Here is an 18452-nt window from a genome sequence, read left to right on the forward strand (position 1 = left end):
ACACCCGGCAACAATGCCGGGCGTTTTGTCTTTCTAATAACCCCACTCCTACCTCCCGCGTCTAACCCACTTGTTGCTACCAAGTCTTACACTGTCTTCGGCATGAGTCTCTGGGAAATTATAAAACGCCTTTACCCATACGTTCTCCCCTACCGGCCTTTAGTCATCGGCACCTTGCTATTGACGCTGGTAGGCTCTTTGGCGGCGCAGGTAAACCCCTTTGTATTGCGGTATACAGTTGATACCGTACAGGGCCTGCTTAACCAAGGACTCGGCCTGGCTCAGGGGGCTGACATGCTGCTGCTGGTGAGTGCCCTTTTGCTGGGCAAGGAAGTGGTAAACACGTTTATTCAGTTCGGGCAGAAGTATTACGGCGAGAAAATCCGCATTAATGTATCCAGCACCCTGTCTCAGGATGCGGTGCGCAAGATTCTCTCCTACCAGCTCGGCTTCTACTCCGACAGCGGCAATCAGACCGGCAAGCTCCAAACCCGCATCGACCGGGGCGTGGAGAGCCTGATGAAGCTGGTGCAAAACTTCTTTATTGACATACTGCCCCTGTTCGCCAACGCCATTGTAGCGCTGGTCGTCATGTTTATGGCGAACCTGTACGTGGGGCTGGTGGCGGTAGCGGTGATGCCGGTGTACTTCTGGATCAGCTACCGGCAGGCCGACCGGCTGAATGGCACCCGCCGCGCCCTGCGCAGCCTGCGTGAGCAGAAAAGCCAGGGACTGGTAAATATCATTGACTCAGCAGTAGTCATCAAAAGCTTTGTGCGGGAAGACTATGAGGAGCAGAAGCAGAACCAGTTGCAGGAGAACCTGCAGGCTGCGCAGCTGGAAACCCGCAAAACCAACTTTCGCTACGATGGCCTCAAAACCTTCACTGAGCAGGTAGGCGTGGTCCTCATCATCATTCTAACCGCCTACCTGGTGCTGGACCGGCAGATATCCATTGGGGCCATCATGTTTCATATTCTGCTGTTCAACAACGTATCGGCCCCTATCCGGCAGTTGCACCGCATTTATGATGAGATGAATGATGCCCTCACCTACTCGGAGGGATTCTTTGATATTCTGGATGCGGAGGATGCTACGGAAAAGACCGGAAAACTGCCGCCCGACCATTTACAGGGCACATTTGAAATCTGTAATGTCGATTTCACCTATCCCAGCGGTACGCAGGCGCTGCACGATGTATGCCTGACGGTGGAGGCAGGGAAAACCACTGCCTTGGTTGGCCTCTCTGGTGCCGGAAAGAGCACTATTATCAACCTGCTCTGTAAATTTTATGAGCCTGACCAAGGCAAAATGTTGCTGGATGGGCGCCAGCTGGCTGACTATGATACCCACGCCTTGCGCCAGAAAATTGGGCTGGTGCTACAGAAAAACCACATTTTTAAGGGCACTATTGAGGAGAACATCCGCTACGGCAATATGCACGCTTCTTTTGAGCAGGTAATGGCGGCCGGCAAGCAGGCCTACCTGCACGAGCAGGTAATGCAACTACCCAAGCAGTACCAGAGTGATGCCCAACAACTCTCAGGTGGGCAGCAGCAACGTATTGCCATTGCGCGGCTGTTTCTCAAAAACCCGCCTATCATCTTCCTCGATGAGCCCACAGCCTCTTTGGACGCTATTGCTACGGAGCAAATTAAGAACTCCTTAGATGCCATTAAGCAAGGCCGCACAGTAGTCATTATTTCCCACAGCCTCGCTCAGATCGTAGATGCTGACTGCATTTACGTGATGAAGCAGGGCCGCATGGTGGAAAGCGGCACCCACGAGCAGCTCTACGAACTACGTGGTACCTACCGCGAGATTTTTGATGCTTCAGCCCGCAGCCTCAATATTGAGAAACTGGCCCGGGTAATGGTAGATGATGGGGATGATATAAGTGATACGGCGGCATAAGGAAACCGCGTTTAGAAGGCCTCAGCGGCAATTTTTCATATTACCTGAATACTTAATGAGTATTTACCGGGTATTGCCGTAAACCACTAAGCGAAGTGCGAATTCACCGCCTTTTAGCAGGCCATTTTTGGCCTTCAGCAGCAATACCTCTTTCATGCACAAATTCACCATAGAACGCCTCACTTTCGCTACCCTTAGTGAGTTGCCAGACTCCTGGCAAAATCAGGATTACAAAGAGCTGCTGCTCAAAATGAATTATGATAACCCTGAGGAAATAGAGCCGGCGGAGCTGAAAGCCATGTGCCAGATGTCGCTGACAGATCTGGAACCCACGGAAGCCGCGCAGTTGGTATTAAGCTACTTGTTTGCGGATGAGCTCAATGCCGGCCAGATAGAAAACCTGGCCCATCAGATGCTGACGGAGAAGCTGTGGGAAGAAAACCCGGAGTTGGCACAGCATAAAGGCTTTTTTAAAGCCACACAGCTACTATACGAAGCCTACAACGGTAAATTTCCGCGTACCGAAGCAGTACAGTTTCAAGTGCGGATTACAGCCGAAGATGAGGAAGGCCTGGCAATATTTAATAGCCAGCCGGAAGCTCCCCTGCTGCGCCTGCTGGCCGCTGGCATGCCCAATAATACGCTCTTAAAACGGCTCTTTAGTGAGCAACTGGCTGGCACCAGCTTCTCCGAGGCTCAGGACATTATCTGGCAGCTTAGCACGGTAGAAAAGGGAAAAAATGATATTGTCTTTGATATCGTTAGCTCCGCCTACTGGCTGGATGACTTCAAATATGCCGATACCTACGAGGCGGCTACTCAAGCGGAGGAGGCAGCAGCAGACGCTGAGTCAGAAGGCAGTGCAGATACTCAGCATTAGATACGGTACTAGCTACAGCCTTGTGAATCTCTACCCAAGGCTGTAGCAATTTCACTTTTCTCTTCTAGGAAACAGGCAAGGCGACGGCCAGTGGCAGGGTGATAATAAACTCTGTAAACTCTCCTTCCTGCGTTTCTACCCGGAGTGTGCCCCCGTGGCCGCGTGTGATAATATCGTGGCAGAACGATAGCCCCAGGCCTGTTCCCTCTCCGATGGGCTTGGTAGTGAAGAACTGCTCAAATATGTTGGCCCGGTCAGCAGCCGGAATGCCCAGGCCATTATCCCACACGCAGATTTCTACACCGCTAACCGTACGGCGCGTGCTCAGCTTCACTTGTGGGGTGTACCCTGGCCCTTCCAGTTGCTGGCGTTGCTGCACGGCGTACAGGGCATTGGAAAACAGGCAAATAAGTGCCCGGCCCAGATCATGCCGCACTACTTCCAGGCTACCCACAGCGGGGTCCAGCTGGGCTAGCAGCTCAGCATCAAACTGCCGGTTTTTGGCGCGTAGATCCTGGTAAGCCAGGCGCAGATAATCGTGCGCCAAGGTATTTAGCTCCGTGGGTTGGCGCGGCCCGGGCGTATTGCTGGAATACTCCAGCATCACCCGCACAATAGATTCTACCCGCTGACTGTGCTCGGCTATTTTGTTTTGATATTGACTCAGGTTCAGCAGCATTTCATCCAGCATCTCCTGCTCGGCGGTAATGTAAATGCCTTCGGGCAGTTCTACGCGCATTTCCTGACACAACCCCACGCTGACACCCGCCAGGTCCTTAATAATCTTGGCAGGTTGCTGAATTTCGTGGGCCACGCCTGCCATCAGCTCGCCTAGTGAGGCCATTTTCTCCCGCAGTACCAATTGACTTTGCGTCGTTTTAAGTTCTTGCAGCATATTGGCCAGCAGGTCGCGCTGGGTTGTCAGCTCCTCTTTTTGCCGGGTTACCTGGGCGTGCAGCCGATGCAGCCGGCTGTTGGCTTGGCGCTGTAAATAATTGCTCCTCCACTGCAGCAGCACAATTAAAATAAGCACGGCTAAGCCGGCCATCAGGGCATATAGGCGGGTACGGGCTTCAAATTGTGTACGCTCAGCCTCTAGCTGACGCAGCCGCCGCTGCTCGGCAAACCCAATGGCATCCAGCCGTTTAATCCGCTGTGGGTTGTACAGGCTGTCCTCAGCTGTTACCATGATGCGCATATATTTCAGGGCGCTGTCAGTCTGCTGACGCGCCTGGAAGGCCTTGGATAGCAGTCCGCTGTTCCGCACAATGCCAATAACAAACGGCAATGTCAACCCAACTTTCAGGGCTTTCCGGGCATAATACACACTGGAATCTGCCTGATGCTGCATAGCATACAGCTCTGCTATATACTGATAGGCCCGGGAAAGGCTGCGCAGGTCATTTTCGGGGATGGAAGCATGCGCACTGCGTCGGTAAAAGGCCAACGCCTTGTCGGGGTGCTTGCGGGCGGCCTCCAGCAAACCCATTTCCCGCAGCACGTAGGGCAATGGATTCCCCCAACAATTGTATCCCTTGTTTTGAGACTGCAGGGTAAGCGCATATGCTTGCTGCAGGAAATAGGCTGCCGAATCGAGCTGGCCGGTGCCAACATAGGTAGAGCCAATATTGGTGAGCACACTAATTCGTTGCGAATACCCCCCTACCTGCTGTCCCTCGTAAATAGCCCGGGACTGAAAGTAGTACTGTAAGGCAGGCCGGAAGTCATCGAGGGCCTGGTAAAGCAGCCCGGTCTGATTCAGGATACGGGCAATAGCTTCCCGGTCGTGGCTTTTTTCTGCCAGGCGCAGGGCATCTAAGTTGGTGCGCAGGGCCTGCGGCAGGTTGCCCCGCTCACTCAGAATAATACCAATGCGCGAAAGGCAGCGGCCTTCACCTTTGAGGTAGCCAATGCGTTGCGCCAGTTGTAAACCGTCCCGCGCATATCTCAATACTGAATCGAAGTGCGAGTACCGGTACGTTGCGCTTAAATCAGCCAGAAGTAAGACCCGGCTGGTATCGGTGGTGGCTTGACTAAGAGCTTTCTTTATTGCTGCCGTTTCCGGGCTTTGTGCCCGGCCTGGCAGCGCGAGCAACAGCAGCAAGGCAAAGCCCACCAAGGCCTGTTTCATACCCACAACTTACCCGAGAATCGGACCATATGTCTTAAATCTATTCTTATATAGGCAGTAGCAACATGACCGGAACAAGGCAAGCAGCTATAAATATATTCTTTTACTTATATCATTTTAATCTTACCGGCTAATGTATCAATAAAAAGCAAAAAAAAGCTACTCCATTACTTTCCTCCTTCCTGCTGAGCTATATAATCTTATTCCGAAGCTTAATCGGTAATTAACCTGGTTTAGAGCGCCCTATGAAAAATAACTCACCGCACATCCTGAATACTTCAGCCAACCTGATGGGCCTGTGTTTCATCGTGCTCACCTCGCTGAAAGTCAATAAGCTTTCCGATGCTTCTATTATTGATGAGCTGACGTCCGTAGCCACACTCTTTTTTATTACGAGCTGTATCCTATCGTTTTTATCGATGCGGGGCAGTGGCCGGACCAGTACCTTTGAGCGGCTGGCTGATCTGATTTTCCTGGGCGGGCTGCTGATTATTTTCGCTACAATTTCACTTATTACACTGAATATCATTCGTTAGCGCGGACCAATCCTTTCCCTTCCTACGCCCCTTTTCATTATGCTTATTCTCGAAACGGAGCGTCTAACGCTGCATGAGTTTTCCACCGGGAATGCTGCCTTCCTCCTGGAGCTGATGAATACCCCTGGCTGGCTTCAGTTCATTGGCGACCGGAACATTCGCTCCCTGGCCGATGCACGTCACTACCTGGAAACGGTGCTGATACCCAGCTACGAGCAACATGGCTTTGGTTTCTATAGCACCCGACTTAAATCTACGGGCACCCCTATTGGCATTTGTGGTCTGGTAAAGCGCGCCATGTTATCGGAAACAGATATTGGCTTTGCGTTTCTACCGGCTTATATGGGACAAGGCTATGCCTTCGAAGCCGCAACTGCCGTAGCCCATTTTGCCCTGAATTCTCTACGATTACCTCTTCTGCTTGCTATAACAGAGCCGGAAAATGAGCGCTCCATACGTCTATTGGAAAAAATCGGGTTACATTTTGAGCAGTCTATTCATCTTGCAGACGAAGATTTGTTACTTTTTACTACCGCTAAGCCAGGGTAGTTTGCAGTAAGAATGCGGCATTGATATTCAGACTATACTTATGGTTTTGGCAGAAAATTATTTGTAGATGCACATAAAAAAGCCCCGGCCATTATCGGCTGGGGCTTTTTCGTTTTCGGGTTAGGAAAGTCGAATTACGACTTCGAAGCCATAATAGCCTCTACAATTTCTTCAGAAATGCCGGTGGTGCTGAAGCCGCCGTCGTGCATGAGGTTCTGCATGGTTACGTAGCGCGTCAGGTCCGAGAACAGGCTGATGCAGTAGTCGGCGCAGGCTTCGGCCGGAGCGTTGCCCAGCGGAGCCATTTTGTTGGCGTACTCATAGAAGGCATCAAAACCGCTGATGCCGGTGCCGGCCGTGGTCTTGGTGGGCGACTGTGAAACGGTGTTCACACGCACCTTTTTGAGCTTACCCAGGCGCTGGCCGTAGCTGCGGGCAATGCTTTCCAGCACCGCTTTCGCCTGCGACATATCCGTGTAATCGAGGAAAGCGCGCTGGGCCGCAATGTAAGACAGCGCTACCACGGAGCCCCACTCATTGAAGGCATCCTGCTTTTCAGCTACCGCCAGCATTTTGTGCAGCGACAGGGCCGATACGTCCAGCGTCTTCTGGAACCACTCGTAGTTCAACTCACCGTAGTGCTTGCCTTTGCGAATATTGGCGCTCATGCCAATGCTGTGCAGCACAAAGTCAATCTTACCACCGAAGTGTTCCTGGGTGCCGGTGAACAGCTTTTCCAGGTCTTCCATGGAAGTGGCATCGGCCGGAATGATGGGCGCGTTGCACTGCTCGGAAAGCTTGTTGATTTCGCCCATGCGCATAGCCAGCGGGGCGTTAGTCAGCACAAAGCGGGCACCTTCGGCGTGGGCCTTCAGGGCTACTTTCCAGGCAATTGATTCTTCGTTCAGGGCACCCGAAATGATGCCGACCTTACCAGCGAGTAGGTTATTGGACATGCTATTGAAATGAGGGAGTGGCTAAGCAACCGTCCTTGCTACAAACGCAACGACAGGGCAATTTAGCAATTCAACCATTCCCTTCCCTATCCCATCATGACTTCGCCGCGCATGGCCAGCAATTCGCGGGCACTCTGGAAGGCATGCTCACTGGGGTTAGCCCCCGAAATCATCTGTGCAATTTCGCGGATGCGTTCCTCCGTGTTCAGCTGGCGTATGCGGCTCACGGTGCGGTCGGCGCGGTCTTCTTTGTACACAAAGTAGTGCCTATCGCCGGCGGCGGCCATTTGCGGCAGATGCGAAATAGCCACCAGTTGGTGCTTCTGCGCCATTTGCTGCATCATTCGGCCCACTTTCACCGCTATTTCCCCGGAAATACCCGTGTCAATTTCATCGAATACTATCGTGGGCAGCGCAGTTTTATCGGCCAGCATATATTTGATGCACAGCATCAGGCGCGAGAATTCCCCACCCGAAGCCGCTTTGCTCAGGGTTTGGGGCTGGGCACCTTTGTTGGCCGTGAATAGTATGCTCACCACATCGGTACCGCTGGGACCGGGCTGGCCAGTGTGGTGCTGCACTACAATACGCGCGTGCGGCATCCCCAGGTCCGCCAGCAGGGCAGACAGCTCCAGCTCAAACAGCGGGAATGCCTTTTGCCGGGCATCGGAAAGCCGCGTGGCCTGGCGCGTGACTGTGGCCAGCGCGCCATCGGTATCCTTACGCAGGCGGGAAATTTCTTTGTCCAAATTAAGCACGGAGCTTACCTTCTGGCGTAGCTCTTCCCGCACTTCCAGCAAGCCTTCCATATCACGAACCTGATGCTTGCGCTGCAGGTTATAGAGCACCGTGAGGCGGCCCTGCAGCTCATCGAGGCGCTTGGGGTCGGCTTCGGTGCGGCGCTCGGCGGCTTCTACCTCATCGGCAATATCGTGCAGCTCAATCAGGCAGCTGTCGAGGCGCTGCTTTAGCTCTTTGAAGGCATCGGCGTAGCCGGCAATCTGGCCCAGCAGCGTAGCCGCTTCTTTCATGCTGCCAGTGGCGCAATACTCGCTTTCTGATAGGGACTGGTAGGCATGGCTGAGCTTCACCTTGATTTCCTCGGCGTGCTCCAGCTGCTTGATTTCCTGCTCTTGGGCTTCCTGGTCTTCGTTATCGAGGCGGGCCTCTTCCAGCTCGTTCAGCAAAAAGCTATGGTAGTCCAGCTCTTTGTTGGCCTGCGCCACCTGGCTTTCCAGGTCCTTAAGGTCGGCTTCCAGCTTGCGGTACTGGCGGTAGGCGCTGCTGTATTGGGCCCGGGTAGGTACCAGGCCGGCATACAGGTCCAGCAGGTTTAGCTGAAACACGGCATCCCCTAGCAGCAGCGTGTCGTGCTGGGAGTGAATGTCCATCAGGTTGGCGCCAATGTGCCGCAGGGTTTCCAGCGTTACGGGCGTATCATTTACAAATGCCCTGGACTTACCGGCCGGACTAATTTCCCGGCGCAGAATACACTGGGTATCGTAATCGAGGTCTTCGGACTCAAAAATATCCTGCAGCTGGTAGCTGGAAATATCGAACTGGCCTTCAATTACGCACTTACGCTCCGTGTTGAAGAGCAGGCGTGAGTCGGCGCGGTTACCGAGCAAAAGCCCAATGGCACCGAGCATAATAGATTTGCCCGCGCCGGTTTCGCCGGTAATAATGTTGAGCAGGGCCGAGGGCCGCAGCTCCAATTGCTCAATAAGAGCGTAATTCTGAATTCGAAGATCAACGAGCATAATCCGCGCAAAACGGGCTCCTGACCCGTGGTTAGCACTTTCCAATCCGCCAGCACTCGTCAGAGTGTAGCCTGCTAACCACAAATCTACTAACTCAATTAGTTAGTTGCTAAATTTTTTATTCTACCGCTGTAGAATCGACTGATACTTGGCTGAGTTGGTCGGATCAACTTCGGTCAGCATCGTTACCACTGTTGCCTTCTGTTCCTGCTCCTGGCTGGTGCGGAAAACGTTGGCAATTTCATCGGCCTTGGCATCAAAGAAAGCCCGGATAAGCAATGTACCAGGACGGCGCTGGGCGGCCTGCTGGATGCCCTGCAAGGCACTTACCATACTGATGCGGGCTTCTTTCGGCTTCTCAATAAATACATCCAACCCCTGCCGGTAGTAGGCATACAGGGCCGTACGACAGGCTTCCAGCTGTGGGTCCTGCAGGTTGTTCAACAGCCAGTAGCGGTTGCGCGACTCTCCGTCTTTCCAGCCTTTGTCGTTTTCCAGAGTTTGAGCAGCCGCATTGGCCATAATCTGCCGGGCTACGTCATAATAAGGCGAGCCACCCATACGGGCGAAGCTGTCGTGGTCCATACCAATGATGATATAGGCATAAAAGCTCAGCAGCGACGAGAGGTTGGAAACAAAGGACGTTTCTGAGTAGTCCAGCGGGTTCTGTGGGGAATAGGTAAACACCCAGCCTTTGTCCGCAAAGGTCAGCAGGTTGGTTTCATAGCCCGTGCCATATACCGGCCGCGAACTGACAATGCGAGCCGTGGCCTGGTAAGTGCCTGTTTGCGGAATGGCCTGAATTCCAATGAAGAGCTTACAGTTGATGCGCTCCTCTGGCCGGTACGTGTCATTGGTCCAGCGCCGCTTGTTCAGGAACTGGCTGATGTCCTTCTCCATCTGCGACACCAGCTGCCGGTCGGCAATAGTGACGTTTTCTGTACTAACGCGCACTTCGCAATTGAGCTCCTGCGCTGTAGCTACCATAGCAGTGCAGCACCACATCAACAGGAAAAGCAGCAGAGATTTAGGCATGGCGCGGAATACGGGCAAGAACGGCAGCCACAATATCGTGGGCTACAGCCGCTTTGGGCTTCAATTCAAAGATAGACATTTGCCCATCAGCTGTTAGCAGCGTCACTTTGTTGGTATCGTGCCGGAAACCAGCCCCGGCATCGCGCAGGGAGTTCAGCACCACCATATCAAAGTTCTTGCGGCGCAGCTTGTCGCGGGCGTTGTCTTCCTCGTTGTTGGTTTCTAACGCAAAACCTACTGAAAATTGTTCGGGCCGCTTGGTCTTGCCCAGCGTGGCAGCAATGTCAATATTCTTAACCAGCTCCAGCGTGAGCGTGTCGCCGGCTTTCTTGATTTTATTTTCAGCCACGTGGCGCGGCTTGTAGTCGGCTACGGCAGCGGCAAATACCCATATATCGGCCGTAGGCGCTTCAGCCGCGGCGGCGGCGTACATCTGGTCGGCGGTTTCTACACGTTGGGTGTGGATGCGCGCGTGGCCGGGGTCGGGCAGGTTGGTGGGGCCGCTGATAAGCGTAACGTCCGCGCCTTCGGCGGCAAAGGCTTCGGCTAGGGCGTAGCCCATTTTGCCGGTGCTATGGTTGCCGATAAACCGGACCGGGTCGAGGGGCTCGTAGGTAGGGCCGGCGGTGATGAGGACGCGCATCAAATGAAAAAGGCTGTCATGCTGAGCGCAGTCGAAGCATCTCGCTAGTGTGGTATACCACTGCAACGAAGCGGGCGAGATGCTTCGACAAGCTCAGCATGACACGTTATGATGGATTAAGGGATTCCTCCAATTCCCGCACAATCTCCTCCGGCTCCAGCATGCGGCCAGGGCCTTCCAGCCCGCTGGCCAGTTCGCCGGCTGGGGAGTCGAAAATATGGTTGCCGAAGGAGCGCAGACGAACCAGGTTCTCCTGCGTGGCCGGGTGCTGATACATATCCAGGTCCATGGCCGGGGCGAGGAACACCGGGCAGCGGGCCGAGAGGTACACGGCGGCCAGCAGGGTAGGGCAATGGCCGTGCGCCAATTGTGCCAGCGTGTTGGCGCTGGCGGGTGCTATGAGGTAAGCATCAGCCCACAGACCCAGGGCCACGTGGTTGTGCCACTCGCCGGTGGCTTCGTTTTTCAGGAAGCCCGTGAGCACCGGCTTTTTGGAGAGTGTGCTGAGCGTAAGGGGCGTAACAAAGGCCGAGGCCGAGGGAGTCAGAATGACTTGCACCTCAGCCCCGGCCTTTACCAGGAGCCGCACTAAAGCAGCAGCTTTATACGCAGCAATACTTCCACACACACCCAACAGAATACGACGACCTTGCAGCGACATCAGCGGGTATCAGCAGAAGAATGAATTACTCGCCGCTTTCCTCAGCGCTTGGCGTGCGGTAGTGAATCTTACCTTCCAGGAACTCTTCAATAGCCAGGTTGGTAGGTTTGGGCAAACGCTCGTAGTGCTTCGAAATTTCGATTTGCTCGCGGTTTTCGAATACTTCTTCCAGGTTATCCACCGTGGTAGCAAACTCAGCCAGCTTGCTGTTCAGCTCTTCTTTCAGCTTCACGGAAATCTGGTTGGCACGCTTCGAGATGATGGCAAGAGACTCGTATACGTTGCCGGTGTCTGCGGCCAGATCCGACATGTTGCGGGTCACGATAGAGGCAGATACGCTGTTCGGAGTTTTCATATAATGAGAAGCTGTGTTACAAATGGTAGGCTACGCCCTGGCAAAATAGGCAGATCAGCCAACAAAAAAATTATTTCGAAGCGGCGGCGTCTTCTGGTTTCAACTTAGCCAGCTGCTCGCGGGAGTCATTGTACATGGTTTCGGCCGCCTTCAGGTTTTTGCTTTGCGGATAGGTGTCCAGCAGATTCTGGTAGAACGCAATAACCTCCAGATACCGTTCCCGCTGCTTTTCTTCTACGCTTTCCTTGGCAAACTCATACTGGGCAGCCACTTTTAGATAAGCCGCTTCCTCATTGTAGGCAGAAGCAGGAAATTGCTGTTGAAACGTAGTAAAGGCAATAACGGCTGCCTGGTTGTAGCGCAGCTGATAATACAGTTTAGCACCGGCAAAGGATTTGGTTTCCAGTTTAGTCTGCAGCTCCTTCGACATGTTTTCGGCGTCGGGCCGAAACTTGCTTTCCGGATACTGGTTCAGAAAATCCTGCAAGGACTCAATGGCCGTGTAGGTATTGGTCTGGTCCAGCTCGTATTCCGGCGAGTCGCGGAACAGGGACTTGGCGTACATAAACGTAGCTTCCTCTGCCAGGGCCGAGGTAGGGTACGTTTCGTAGAACTGCTTGAAGTAGTACGCGCTGAGCACGTAGTTGCGTTCCTGGAAGTTAGTATTAGCAAAGTAATACTCCGCTTTTTCTGACTCTGGGCGGCCTTTCAACAGGGGTAAAAGCTCTTCCAGCAGCGTACCGGCCCGGGCATAGTCGCCCTTGTCGTAATACTGCAGAGCGGCATTATATTTTTTGTTCACATCGTCGCTCTTGAGCAGCTTTTGATAGCCGGTACACGAGCCGAGCAGCAAGCTGCCGAACAATAGAACAAATACAAGGGGACGAATCAAGAGCATAAGGGGCGCAAAGGTAACGGATTACGGAGCCGAATCAAAGATATGGCCCTCGGGAGCTATTTCAGCGGCTTCCGGCGCAGGATATCCACCGGCCGCACTAATGCTTTCTTAGGTGCAGGCGCTACGGTGGAAGGTTTTGGCTGAGGTGTCATGGCTTTCTTGACAGGCTTGGCTGGGGACGAAGTAGCCTTTTTAGGAGCCGCCGCAGGCTTGGCTTTTGCCTTGGTAGTTGTTCGGGTTTTTGCGGAGGTAGTGGTTTTTCGTTTGGGTTTGGGCTTTGCTTTCACGGGCGGCGCGAAATGCTTACCCAAAGTGCCGCGGCGGGTGGGCCGCTCTTTTTCCCGCCATTTGAACCCTGCCAGTTGCCTGTCCTCATCTTTCAGCTCATGCGGCGGAATAAAGCTGGCATCGGGGTTCGTAAGAAAGCTGATGGTCTGTAATTTATTGTCAGGGGAAAAGCGCAGGGCCATGTTAGCACTTACCGCTTTGTTCATGCCCGTTAGGCTGGTATCACCCTCAAGAGCAAAGTAGAGGCTCTCCGCGTTGCCAAGCACATCAACTTTTTTTAATTTATTTCCCTGGAAGTAGCCCACCATGTTGCGGCCCTTCACCTGGTTGTAGTTCAGCAGCGTGTCTTTGCCGGCAATAAACGAGTTGGCATACAGGCGCATCTGGTCTATTTTCTGGCGGCGCAGACGCAGCTCCATGCTGTCGGCGGTGAGCTGGTTGGTGCCGCTCCACAATACGGGGGTGCGGTTGAGGTAAATAACCGAATCGGCCCGGTCATAGGTGAGCGAGTCGCAGCGCCCCTGCAGGTCGGGCCGGAAAATGCGCACCTTTTTGTAGGCATACACCACGCCGCCGGGCTTGGCGGGGTTTCGGCTGTCCACACTCATGAGCGTATCGGCGGCCAGGTACAGCGTGTCCCGGTCGGCAATGTTGCGCATCACGGCATTGCCGTACACCTTGGCCCGGCCCAGCGCACGCCAGTACCGGCCCACGTCGCCGCGAATGGTGATGTTGTCCTTCTTCGAGACCATGGATACCCGGCCTGTGGCCAGCCCGTACTGCTGGCTTTCATCGTAATACAGATTATCGCCGCCCAGCAGATAGTCCCGGGTTTCAATTTTGGCGTTGCTCTTAAAGTTTGACACCCGCGTGGCAGTGTTATAGTAGCCGTTTTCCGCGTACAGCGAGCCTTGCTGCCCTTTGATGCGCGTGGGGCTGAAGAAGTACACGATTTTAGAAACCGTGTTGTACTGCAGCGTATCGCTGTTAATGGTGTAATCTTTGGTTTTAACCTGTACGCTGCTCTTAAAGCTGAATACCTTGGTTTGAGTATTGTAGTAGCCGCGGCGACTGTCCAGCGTATTTTCAGGGTCGGTGAGGTGGCCGCCGCCGCTGTAGTAGGCCAGCTTGCTGTTCAGGTCATAGTCCAGCACAGGTGCCGTTAGCGTCATGCGCGGGTCGCGCATCACCACGTTGCCGGTCATGCGCGCCTTGCGGGCGTCGCCGTCGTAGGTGGCCCGGTCGCCGGTAATGGTGAGCGTGTCGTTCTGCACAATGCGCACGTTGCTGAACGCCTCAATGGAGTTGCGGTCGGTGTACTGGTAGGCCGAGTCGCAGTACATAAACGTGTCGCCCTGCTTAAAGCTCACGTTGCCAATCAGCTTGCGGATTTCCACCCCGTTAAACTCGCCCCCAATCAATTCCTGGGTGCCGGGCAGCAGCTCAATGCGCTGGCCTTTGGCCGGTGTAGCGGGTTTGCGGGCAGGCGTTTGCTGTGCCCAGCCAATAGCCGGGAGCAACAGGCAGCAGAAGAGAAAAAAGTGCTTTAGAGACGACATTTCGGCGCAAAGGTACAGAAGCCCCGCTGCTAACGGCCATCTTTGTAGTTCTGATACAATTTATGCCTTCCCAAAGGTAAAAGTACCCTCCCATGCTCGACCGCATCCTTCAGTATATCGAAGAAAATAACCTCTTCTCCCCCATTACCGACCAGCTGCTGGTAGCTGTGAGCGGCGGCCAGGACTCCGTGGTGCTGGCCGATGTGCTGCACCGCCTGGGCGTACAATTCGCCATTGCGCACTGCCACTTCGGCCTGCGCGGCGACGAGGCCGACGCCGACGAGCAGTTTGTGCGCAAGCTGGCCAAGAAGTACGAGGTGCCCTACTTCGTGGAGTTCTTCCAGACGAAGGCGTTTGCTCAGCAGGAAGGTATTTCCACCCAAATGGCCGCCCGGGCTCTGCGCTACGCCTGGTTTGAGCAGATCCGCCAGACCCAGGGCTTCCAGTACATTGCCACCGCCCACCACCAGCGCGACGCCGCCGAAACCATGCTCCTGAACCTCACGCACGGCACCGGCTTGGCAGGCCTGCACGGTATCCGGCCCAAAAACGGCTACCTCGTGCGGCCGCTCCTGGCCATTGGCAAAGAGGAGCTGTTCGATTACCTGGTGGAGCAGCGCCTGATCTGGCGCGAAGACGCCTCCAACGACAGCCCCGTGTACCAGCGCAACCGCCTCCGCCATGAGGTGCTGCCCGTACTGCGCGACATCAACCCCAACCTCGACCAAACCCTACAGTTTACCGCCGAGCGCGTGGGCGGGGCTGAGGAAATTCTGCGGCGCTATGTGGAAGAAACTGCCCACCACGCCCAGCGCACCGAGCCCGAAGCTACTTACCTCAACATTGCCACCTTGCAAAAGACGGCCGCCACGGCGCTGGTGCTGCAGGAGCTGCTGCGCCCCTTCGGCTTTACCTACCCCGTGGTGAAGGAAATTGTAGCGGCATTTAACGCTGAGCCCGGCCGCCGCTTTGAGTCTCCGTCGCACCGGCTGGTGAAGGACCGGGAACAGCTGGTTATCACGCCCAAAAACCTGTCGAAGTTTGGCACCCACCAGATTGCCGCCGGGCAGGAGGTTCTTAAGATAGACGGCCTGCACCTGCGGCTGGAGATGCTGGAGGTACCGGAAGGCTTCGAGATTCCGAAGGGCAAAGCCGTGGCCGCGCTGGATGCCGACAAGCTGCACTTTCCGCTCATTGTGCGTACCTGGCAGGAAGGAGACTGGTTTATGCCCATCGGCATGAAAGGCAAGAAGAAGCTCTCCGACTTTCTGATTGACCAGAAAGTGCCCCTCAACCTGAAAGACAACGTGCAGGTACTGGTTTCCGGCGACGGGAAAATTGCCTGGGTTATTGGCTTCCGGCCCGATGACCGGTTTAAGGTGACCGAGGAAACTGAGCGGGTGCTAATAGTGAAGCGAATGTAGCCAAGCGAACTTTCGCAAAAACCCGCCGCCCGAAACCCGTTTTCGCTTAGCTTTACGGCCGCGAATAAATTCTCACACCCAACCCATCACCCGATGAAAGTTACCGTAGTTGGGGCTGGCAACGTGGGCGCAACCTGCGCCGATGTTCTTGCCACCCGCGAAATTGCCAACGAAATTGTTCTGGTTGACATTAAAGAAGGCTTCGCTGAAGGTAAAGCCCTCGACATCTGGCAGAAAGCGCCCATCATCGGGTACGATTCCCGCACCGTAGGCGTCACTAACGACTACAGCCGCACCGCCAACTCCGACGTGGTGGTTATTACCTCCGGCCTGCCCCGCAAGCCCGGCATGAGCCGCGACGACCTGATTTCGACCAACGCCGGCATCGTGAAAACGGTAACCGAGCAGGTAGTGAAATACTCGCCCAATGCCATCATCATTGTGGTTTCCAACCCGCTGGACGTGATGACCTACCAGGCACACCTCACTTCGGGCCTGCCCCGCGAGAAGGTGTTTGGCATGGCCGGCATCCTGGATACCGCACGCTACCGCGCGTTCCTGGCTGAGGCCCTCAACGTAAGCCCCAAAGACATTCAGGCCGTCCTCATGGGTGGCCACGGCGACACCATGGTGCCCCTGCCCCGCTACACCACGGTGGGCGGTATCCCTGTAACCGAGCTTATCAGCAAGGAAGAGCTAGACGCCATTGTACAGCGCACGGCCGTAGGTGGCGGTGAGCTGGTGAAACTGATGGGCACTTCTGCCTGGTATGCTCCTGGTGCGGCAGCTGCCCAAATGGTAGAAGCCATTGTGCGCGACCAGCGCCGTGTATTCCCCGTGTGCATCGAGTTGCAGGGCGAATACGGAATCAACGGTGTATACCTGGGCGCTCCGGTTATCCTGGGCAAAAACGGCATCGAGAGAGTTATTGAGCTGCAGCTCAACGACGAAGAAAAAGCCATGCTGGAAACCTCACGCGGCCACGTGAAAGAGGTAATGGACGCCTTGGACAACATGAGCAAGGCTACTGCTTAAGCAGGCTTAACGCCATAAATAAAAGAGCCCCGCCAGTTTTCTGGCGGGGCTCTTTTGTGGGCTCCTGTAAACTATTCTTTTCTTTGCCGGAGCTAAATCTGGAATTCTTATTTCTGGCTAGCCCGGAACAGCTTCTGCTTTTCATCCTTGGATAGGCTCTCATAGCCGGAGCGCGAAATCTTGTCCAGAATGATGTCTATTTCGTCCTGCTCGGGTTTGCGGGGCCCGGCCTTTTTGGTGGCGACTACCGTGGCAGCTTCTTCGGCGCGGTTGCGGTGCGTCACGCGCAGGCGGGGCCGGCCGCTGAGCAGGCTGCCCAGCCAGTCGCCTACGGCTTGCACGGGGCGGCCCAGGTCGCGGCCGCGCTGCAGCTGCTTGATGTACAGATAGCCGAGGATAGCGCCGCCAATGTGGGCAATTTCGCCGCCGGGGTTGTTGCTGTTGATGCCGGCCAGGGAAATCAGGACCACTACGGCCGCAATGTATTTGATGCGGACAGGGCCCAGCAGAATCAGATTGAAGGTGTAATCAGGTAGCAACGTAGCAGCAGCCACAATGATGGCCGTAACGGCAGCCGAAGCACCCAGCATAGGAATCCCCAGCTGCTCGCGCAATACGGGCACCAGGTTAAAGCTTAGCAAAAAGAGCAGGGCCCCGGCTAGAGCACCCAGGATATAAATGCTCACCAGCTTTCGGTCGCCAAGGTACTCGCGCACCAGAGAACCAAACCAGTACAGGTTAAGCATATTGAAGAGAATATGTAGAAAGCCTACGTGCGCAAAAGCATAGGTAATAATGGTCCAGGGGCGCCAGGCCAGAGAAGGCAGGTCGGAGGGAATTTCCACCAGCCGCACCAGGCGAGCGTACAGCGCATCGCCGCTGCTCAGGTGCAGAATAGCGCCCAGCACTACCAGCACCGCAAAGACCAGCACGTTTATTAACAACAGCTGATTCAGCGCATTATCGCGGCGGCTAAAGGCTGTTCGGATGTCGTGAATAATACTCATGGACGGGTGGGAATCGGAATCGGTATCAATACATTTTGGTACGACTGCGCTGCCAGATCATCAGCAGAACAAAGCCGATGAGCATACCACCTAAGTGGGCAAAATGGGCTACGTTGTCGCCGGGGGTGCGGTATACGCCGCTATATAGCTCATACAACCCATACAAAAAGACAAAGTATTTGGCTTTGATGGGAAAAGGAAAGAAAAGCAGCATCAGTTCCGTGTTGGGGAACAGATAAGCAAACGCAAAAAGTATCCCGAATAATGCGCCGGAAGCGCCCAGCATGGGTGAGTTTACGCCCCGGTCATACCAGTTCTCCATGGAAGTGGTAGCGCTTTGAATCAGTTGCTGGTCACTGGGAGTAGCATGCAGTTGCCGCACTACGGGCGCAAACGCATCCTCGTACTCTTTCATGTTTTTCTGCACAAAATCCTGCAAATGCACATCCGTAGGCTCGGCCTTAAACAGCTCAATTCCTTGCCGCATGTCATTCAGTTCGTAATACCGTACCCCTGAATACAGGGCGCCAGCCCCAATGCCACAGATCAGCCAGAAAGTCAGGAACCGATTACCGCCCCACCGCTGCTCCAACAGGGGGCCAAAGGAAATCAGACCGAACATATTGGAGAATATATGGCCCAAACCGCCGTGCATAAACATATAGGTTACAAACTGCCAAGGTTTGAAATAGACTGACTCCACCGGAAACAGCGCCAGAAAATTCATCTTACTCGCTAGCTGAGTCTGCAAGATGAAGACACCGATGTTGATAAAAAGCAGCGTACGAACCGTAGGGGTCAGGTTGAGCATGAGCGCAGCA

Annotated in this window: 17 protein-coding genes; 6 read left to right on the plus strand and 11 right to left on the minus strand. The window is 54.5% G+C overall.

What is annotated here, in order from left to right; all coding sequences use genetic code 11:
• The first annotated feature begins 102 nt into the window (after nucleotides 1–102).
• Together Q4G72_RS13925 and Q4G72_RS13930 are read left to right on the plus strand one after the other, a co-directional pair.
• A complete protein-coding gene (locus Q4G72_RS13925; protein WP_303312037.1) occupies nucleotides 103–1914 on the plus strand; it encodes an ABC transporter ATP-binding protein in 1812 nt (603 codons plus the stop codon).
• A 154-nt stretch (nucleotides 1915–2068) separates the two neighbouring features.
• Nucleotides 2069–2794: a hypothetical protein gene (locus tag Q4G72_RS13930; protein WP_303312038.1), complete on the plus strand. Its 726-nt coding sequence runs from the start codon at nucleotides 2069–2071 to the stop codon at nucleotides 2792–2794.
• A gap of 64 nt (nucleotides 2795–2858) precedes the next feature.
• Here Q4G72_RS13930 and Q4G72_RS13935 read toward each other — a convergent pair whose 3' ends face one another.
• Nucleotides 2859–4925, minus strand: a complete 2067-nt coding sequence (locus Q4G72_RS13935; protein ID WP_303312039.1) for a tetratricopeptide repeat-containing sensor histidine kinase — start codon at nucleotides 4923–4925, stop codon at nucleotides 2859–2861.
• 245 nt (nucleotides 4926–5170) lie between these two features.
• Between Q4G72_RS13935 and Q4G72_RS13940 the strand changes: the two genes are divergently transcribed.
• Both Q4G72_RS13940 and Q4G72_RS13945 read left to right on the plus strand, forming a co-directional pair.
• The gene (locus Q4G72_RS13940; protein ID WP_303312040.1) at nucleotides 5171–5461 is read left to right on the plus strand and encodes a hypothetical protein; all 291 of its coding nucleotides are present in this window, start codon (nucleotides 5171–5173) and stop codon (nucleotides 5459–5461) included.
• Between the two features lie 39 nt (nucleotides 5462–5500).
• Nucleotides 5501–6010 (plus strand): GNAT family N-acetyltransferase, encoded by a 510-nt coding sequence (locus Q4G72_RS13945; protein ID WP_303312041.1) that lies wholly within the window; start codon nucleotides 5501–5503, stop codon nucleotides 6008–6010.
• Between the two features lie 134 nt (nucleotides 6011–6144).
• On the opposite strand, the gene Q4G72_RS13950 is transcribed toward Q4G72_RS13945, so the two are convergent.
• From Q4G72_RS13950 to Q4G72_RS13985, 8 genes are all read right to left on the minus strand, one after another.
• Nucleotides 6145–6966, minus strand: a complete 822-nt coding sequence (locus Q4G72_RS13950) for an enoyl-ACP reductase FabI (RefSeq protein ID WP_303312042.1) — start codon at nucleotides 6964–6966, stop codon at nucleotides 6145–6147.
• Between the two features lie 86 nt (nucleotides 6967–7052).
• Nucleotides 7053–8726, minus strand: a complete 1674-nt coding sequence (gene recN / locus Q4G72_RS13955; protein ID WP_303312043.1) for a DNA repair protein RecN — start codon at nucleotides 8724–8726, stop codon at nucleotides 7053–7055.
• Nucleotides 8727–8849: 123 nt separating this feature from the next.
• Nucleotides 8850–9761, minus strand: a complete 912-nt coding sequence (porD, locus tag Q4G72_RS13960) for a type IX secretion system protein PorD (RefSeq protein ID WP_303312044.1) — start codon at nucleotides 9759–9761, stop codon at nucleotides 8850–8852.
• Nucleotides 9754–10404: a phosphopantothenoylcysteine decarboxylase domain-containing protein gene (locus Q4G72_RS13965; protein ID WP_303312045.1), complete on the minus strand. Its 651-nt coding sequence runs from the start codon at nucleotides 10402–10404 to the stop codon at nucleotides 9754–9756. Before Q4G72_RS13965 ends, porD begins: the two co-directional genes overlap by 8 nt.
• 106 nt (nucleotides 10405–10510) lie before the next feature.
• Nucleotides 10511–11065 carry a flavoprotein gene (locus Q4G72_RS13970; RefSeq protein ID WP_502213684.1) on the minus strand — a complete coding sequence of 185 codons (555 nt, stop codon included), beginning with the start codon at nucleotides 11063–11065 and terminating at the stop codon, nucleotides 10511–10513.
• Between the two features lie 25 nt (nucleotides 11066–11090).
• Complete coding sequence (locus tag Q4G72_RS13975; protein WP_044512384.1) at nucleotides 11091–11420, minus strand: DNA-directed RNA polymerase subunit omega; 330 nt, start codon at nucleotides 11418–11420, stop codon at nucleotides 11091–11093.
• Between the two features lie 70 nt (nucleotides 11421–11490).
• Complete coding sequence (locus Q4G72_RS13980; protein ID WP_303312046.1) at nucleotides 11491–12318, minus strand: outer membrane protein assembly factor BamD; 828 nt, start codon at nucleotides 12316–12318, stop codon at nucleotides 11491–11493.
• A 56-nt stretch (nucleotides 12319–12374) separates the two neighbouring features.
• Nucleotides 12375–14165 carry an OstA-like protein gene (locus tag Q4G72_RS13985; protein ID WP_303312047.1) on the minus strand — a complete coding sequence of 597 codons (1791 nt, stop codon included), beginning with the start codon at nucleotides 14163–14165 and terminating at the stop codon, nucleotides 12375–12377.
• Between the two features lie 92 nt (nucleotides 14166–14257).
• Here Q4G72_RS13985 and tilS point away from each other — a divergent pair, with 92 nt between their 5' ends.
• Both tilS and mdh read left to right on the plus strand, forming a co-directional pair.
• Complete coding sequence (gene tilS / locus Q4G72_RS13990; protein ID WP_303312048.1) at nucleotides 14258–15589, plus strand: tRNA lysidine(34) synthetase TilS; 1332 nt, start codon at nucleotides 14258–14260, stop codon at nucleotides 15587–15589.
• A gap of 93 nt (nucleotides 15590–15682) precedes the next feature.
• A complete protein-coding gene (mdh, locus tag Q4G72_RS13995; RefSeq protein ID WP_303312049.1) occupies nucleotides 15683–16624 on the plus strand; it encodes a malate dehydrogenase in 942 nt (313 codons plus the stop codon).
• Nucleotides 16625–16731: 107 nt separating this feature from the next.
• Here the strand turns inward: mdh and Q4G72_RS14000 are convergent, their stop codons facing one another.
• Together Q4G72_RS14000 and Q4G72_RS14005 are read right to left on the minus strand one after the other, a co-directional pair.
• Nucleotides 16732–17631 carry a rhomboid family intramembrane serine protease gene (locus tag Q4G72_RS14000; RefSeq protein WP_303312050.1) on the minus strand — a complete coding sequence of 300 codons (900 nt, stop codon included), beginning with the start codon at nucleotides 17629–17631 and terminating at the stop codon, nucleotides 16732–16734.
• A gap of 25 nt (nucleotides 17632–17656) precedes the next feature.
• Nucleotides 17657–18442, minus strand: coding sequence for a rhomboid family intramembrane serine protease (locus Q4G72_RS14005; RefSeq protein WP_303312051.1), 786 nt, complete (start codon nucleotides 18440–18442; stop codon nucleotides 17657–17659).
• Between the last annotated feature and the right edge of the window lie 10 nt (nucleotides 18443–18452).

This window comes from Hymenobacter sp. BT730 (assembly GCF_030542105.1).
Lineage (GTDB): Bacteria > Bacteroidota > Bacteroidia > Cytophagales > Hymenobacteraceae > Hymenobacter.

Coding starts and splice junctions, on each gene's coding strand:
- Q4G72_RS13945 (WP_303312041.1), top strand. CDS start 5,501: ATGCTTATTCTCGAAACGGAGCGTCTAACGCTGCATGAGTTTTCCACC.
- Q4G72_RS13935 (WP_303312039.1), bottom strand. CDS start 4,925: ATGAAACAGGCCTTGGTGGGCTTTGCCTTGCTGCTGTTGCTCGCGCTG.
- Q4G72_RS13950 (WP_303312042.1), bottom strand. CDS start 6,966: ATGTCCAATAACCTACTCGCTGGTAAGGTCGGCATCATTTCGGGTGCC.
- Q4G72_RS13980 (WP_303312046.1), bottom strand. CDS start 12,318: ATGCTCTTGATTCGTCCCCTTGTATTTGTTCTATTGTTCGGCAGCTTG.
- Q4G72_RS13940 (WP_303312040.1), top strand. CDS start 5,171: ATGAAAAATAACTCACCGCACATCCTGAATACTTCAGCCAACCTGATG.
- Q4G72_RS14005 (WP_303312051.1), bottom strand. CDS start 18,442: ATGCTCAACCTGACCCCTACGGTTCGTACGCTGCTTTTTATCAACATC.
- Q4G72_RS14000 (WP_303312050.1), bottom strand. CDS start 17,631: ATGAGTATTATTCACGACATCCGAACAGCCTTTAGCCGCCGCGATAAT.
- porD (WP_303312044.1), bottom strand. CDS start 9,761: ATGCCTAAATCTCTGCTGCTTTTCCTGTTGATGTGGTGCTGCACTGCT.
- Q4G72_RS13975 (WP_044512384.1), bottom strand. CDS start 11,420: ATGAAAACTCCGAACAGCGTATCTGCCTCTATCGTGACCCGCAACATG.
- tilS (WP_303312048.1), top strand. CDS start 14,258: ATGCTCGACCGCATCCTTCAGTATATCGAAGAAAATAACCTCTTCTCC.
- Q4G72_RS13925 (WP_303312037.1), top strand. CDS start 103: ATGAGTCTCTGGGAAATTATAAAACGCCTTTACCCATACGTTCTCCCC.
- recN (WP_303312043.1), bottom strand. CDS start 8,726: ATGCTCGTTGATCTTCGAATTCAGAATTACGCTCTTATTGAGCAATTG.
- Q4G72_RS13965 (WP_303312045.1), bottom strand. CDS start 10,404: ATGCGCGTCCTCATCACCGCCGGCCCTACCTACGAGCCCCTCGACCCG.
- mdh (WP_303312049.1), top strand. CDS start 15,683: ATGAAAGTTACCGTAGTTGGGGCTGGCAACGTGGGCGCAACCTGCGCC.
- Q4G72_RS13985 (WP_303312047.1), bottom strand. CDS start 14,165: ATGTCGTCTCTAAAGCACTTTTTTCTCTTCTGCTGCCTGTTGCTCCCG.
- Q4G72_RS13930 (WP_303312038.1), top strand. CDS start 2,069: ATGCACAAATTCACCATAGAACGCCTCACTTTCGCTACCCTTAGTGAG.
- Q4G72_RS13970 (WP_502213684.1), bottom strand. CDS start 11,065: ATGTCGCTGCAAGGTCGTCGTATTCTGTTGGGTGTGTGTGGAAGTATT.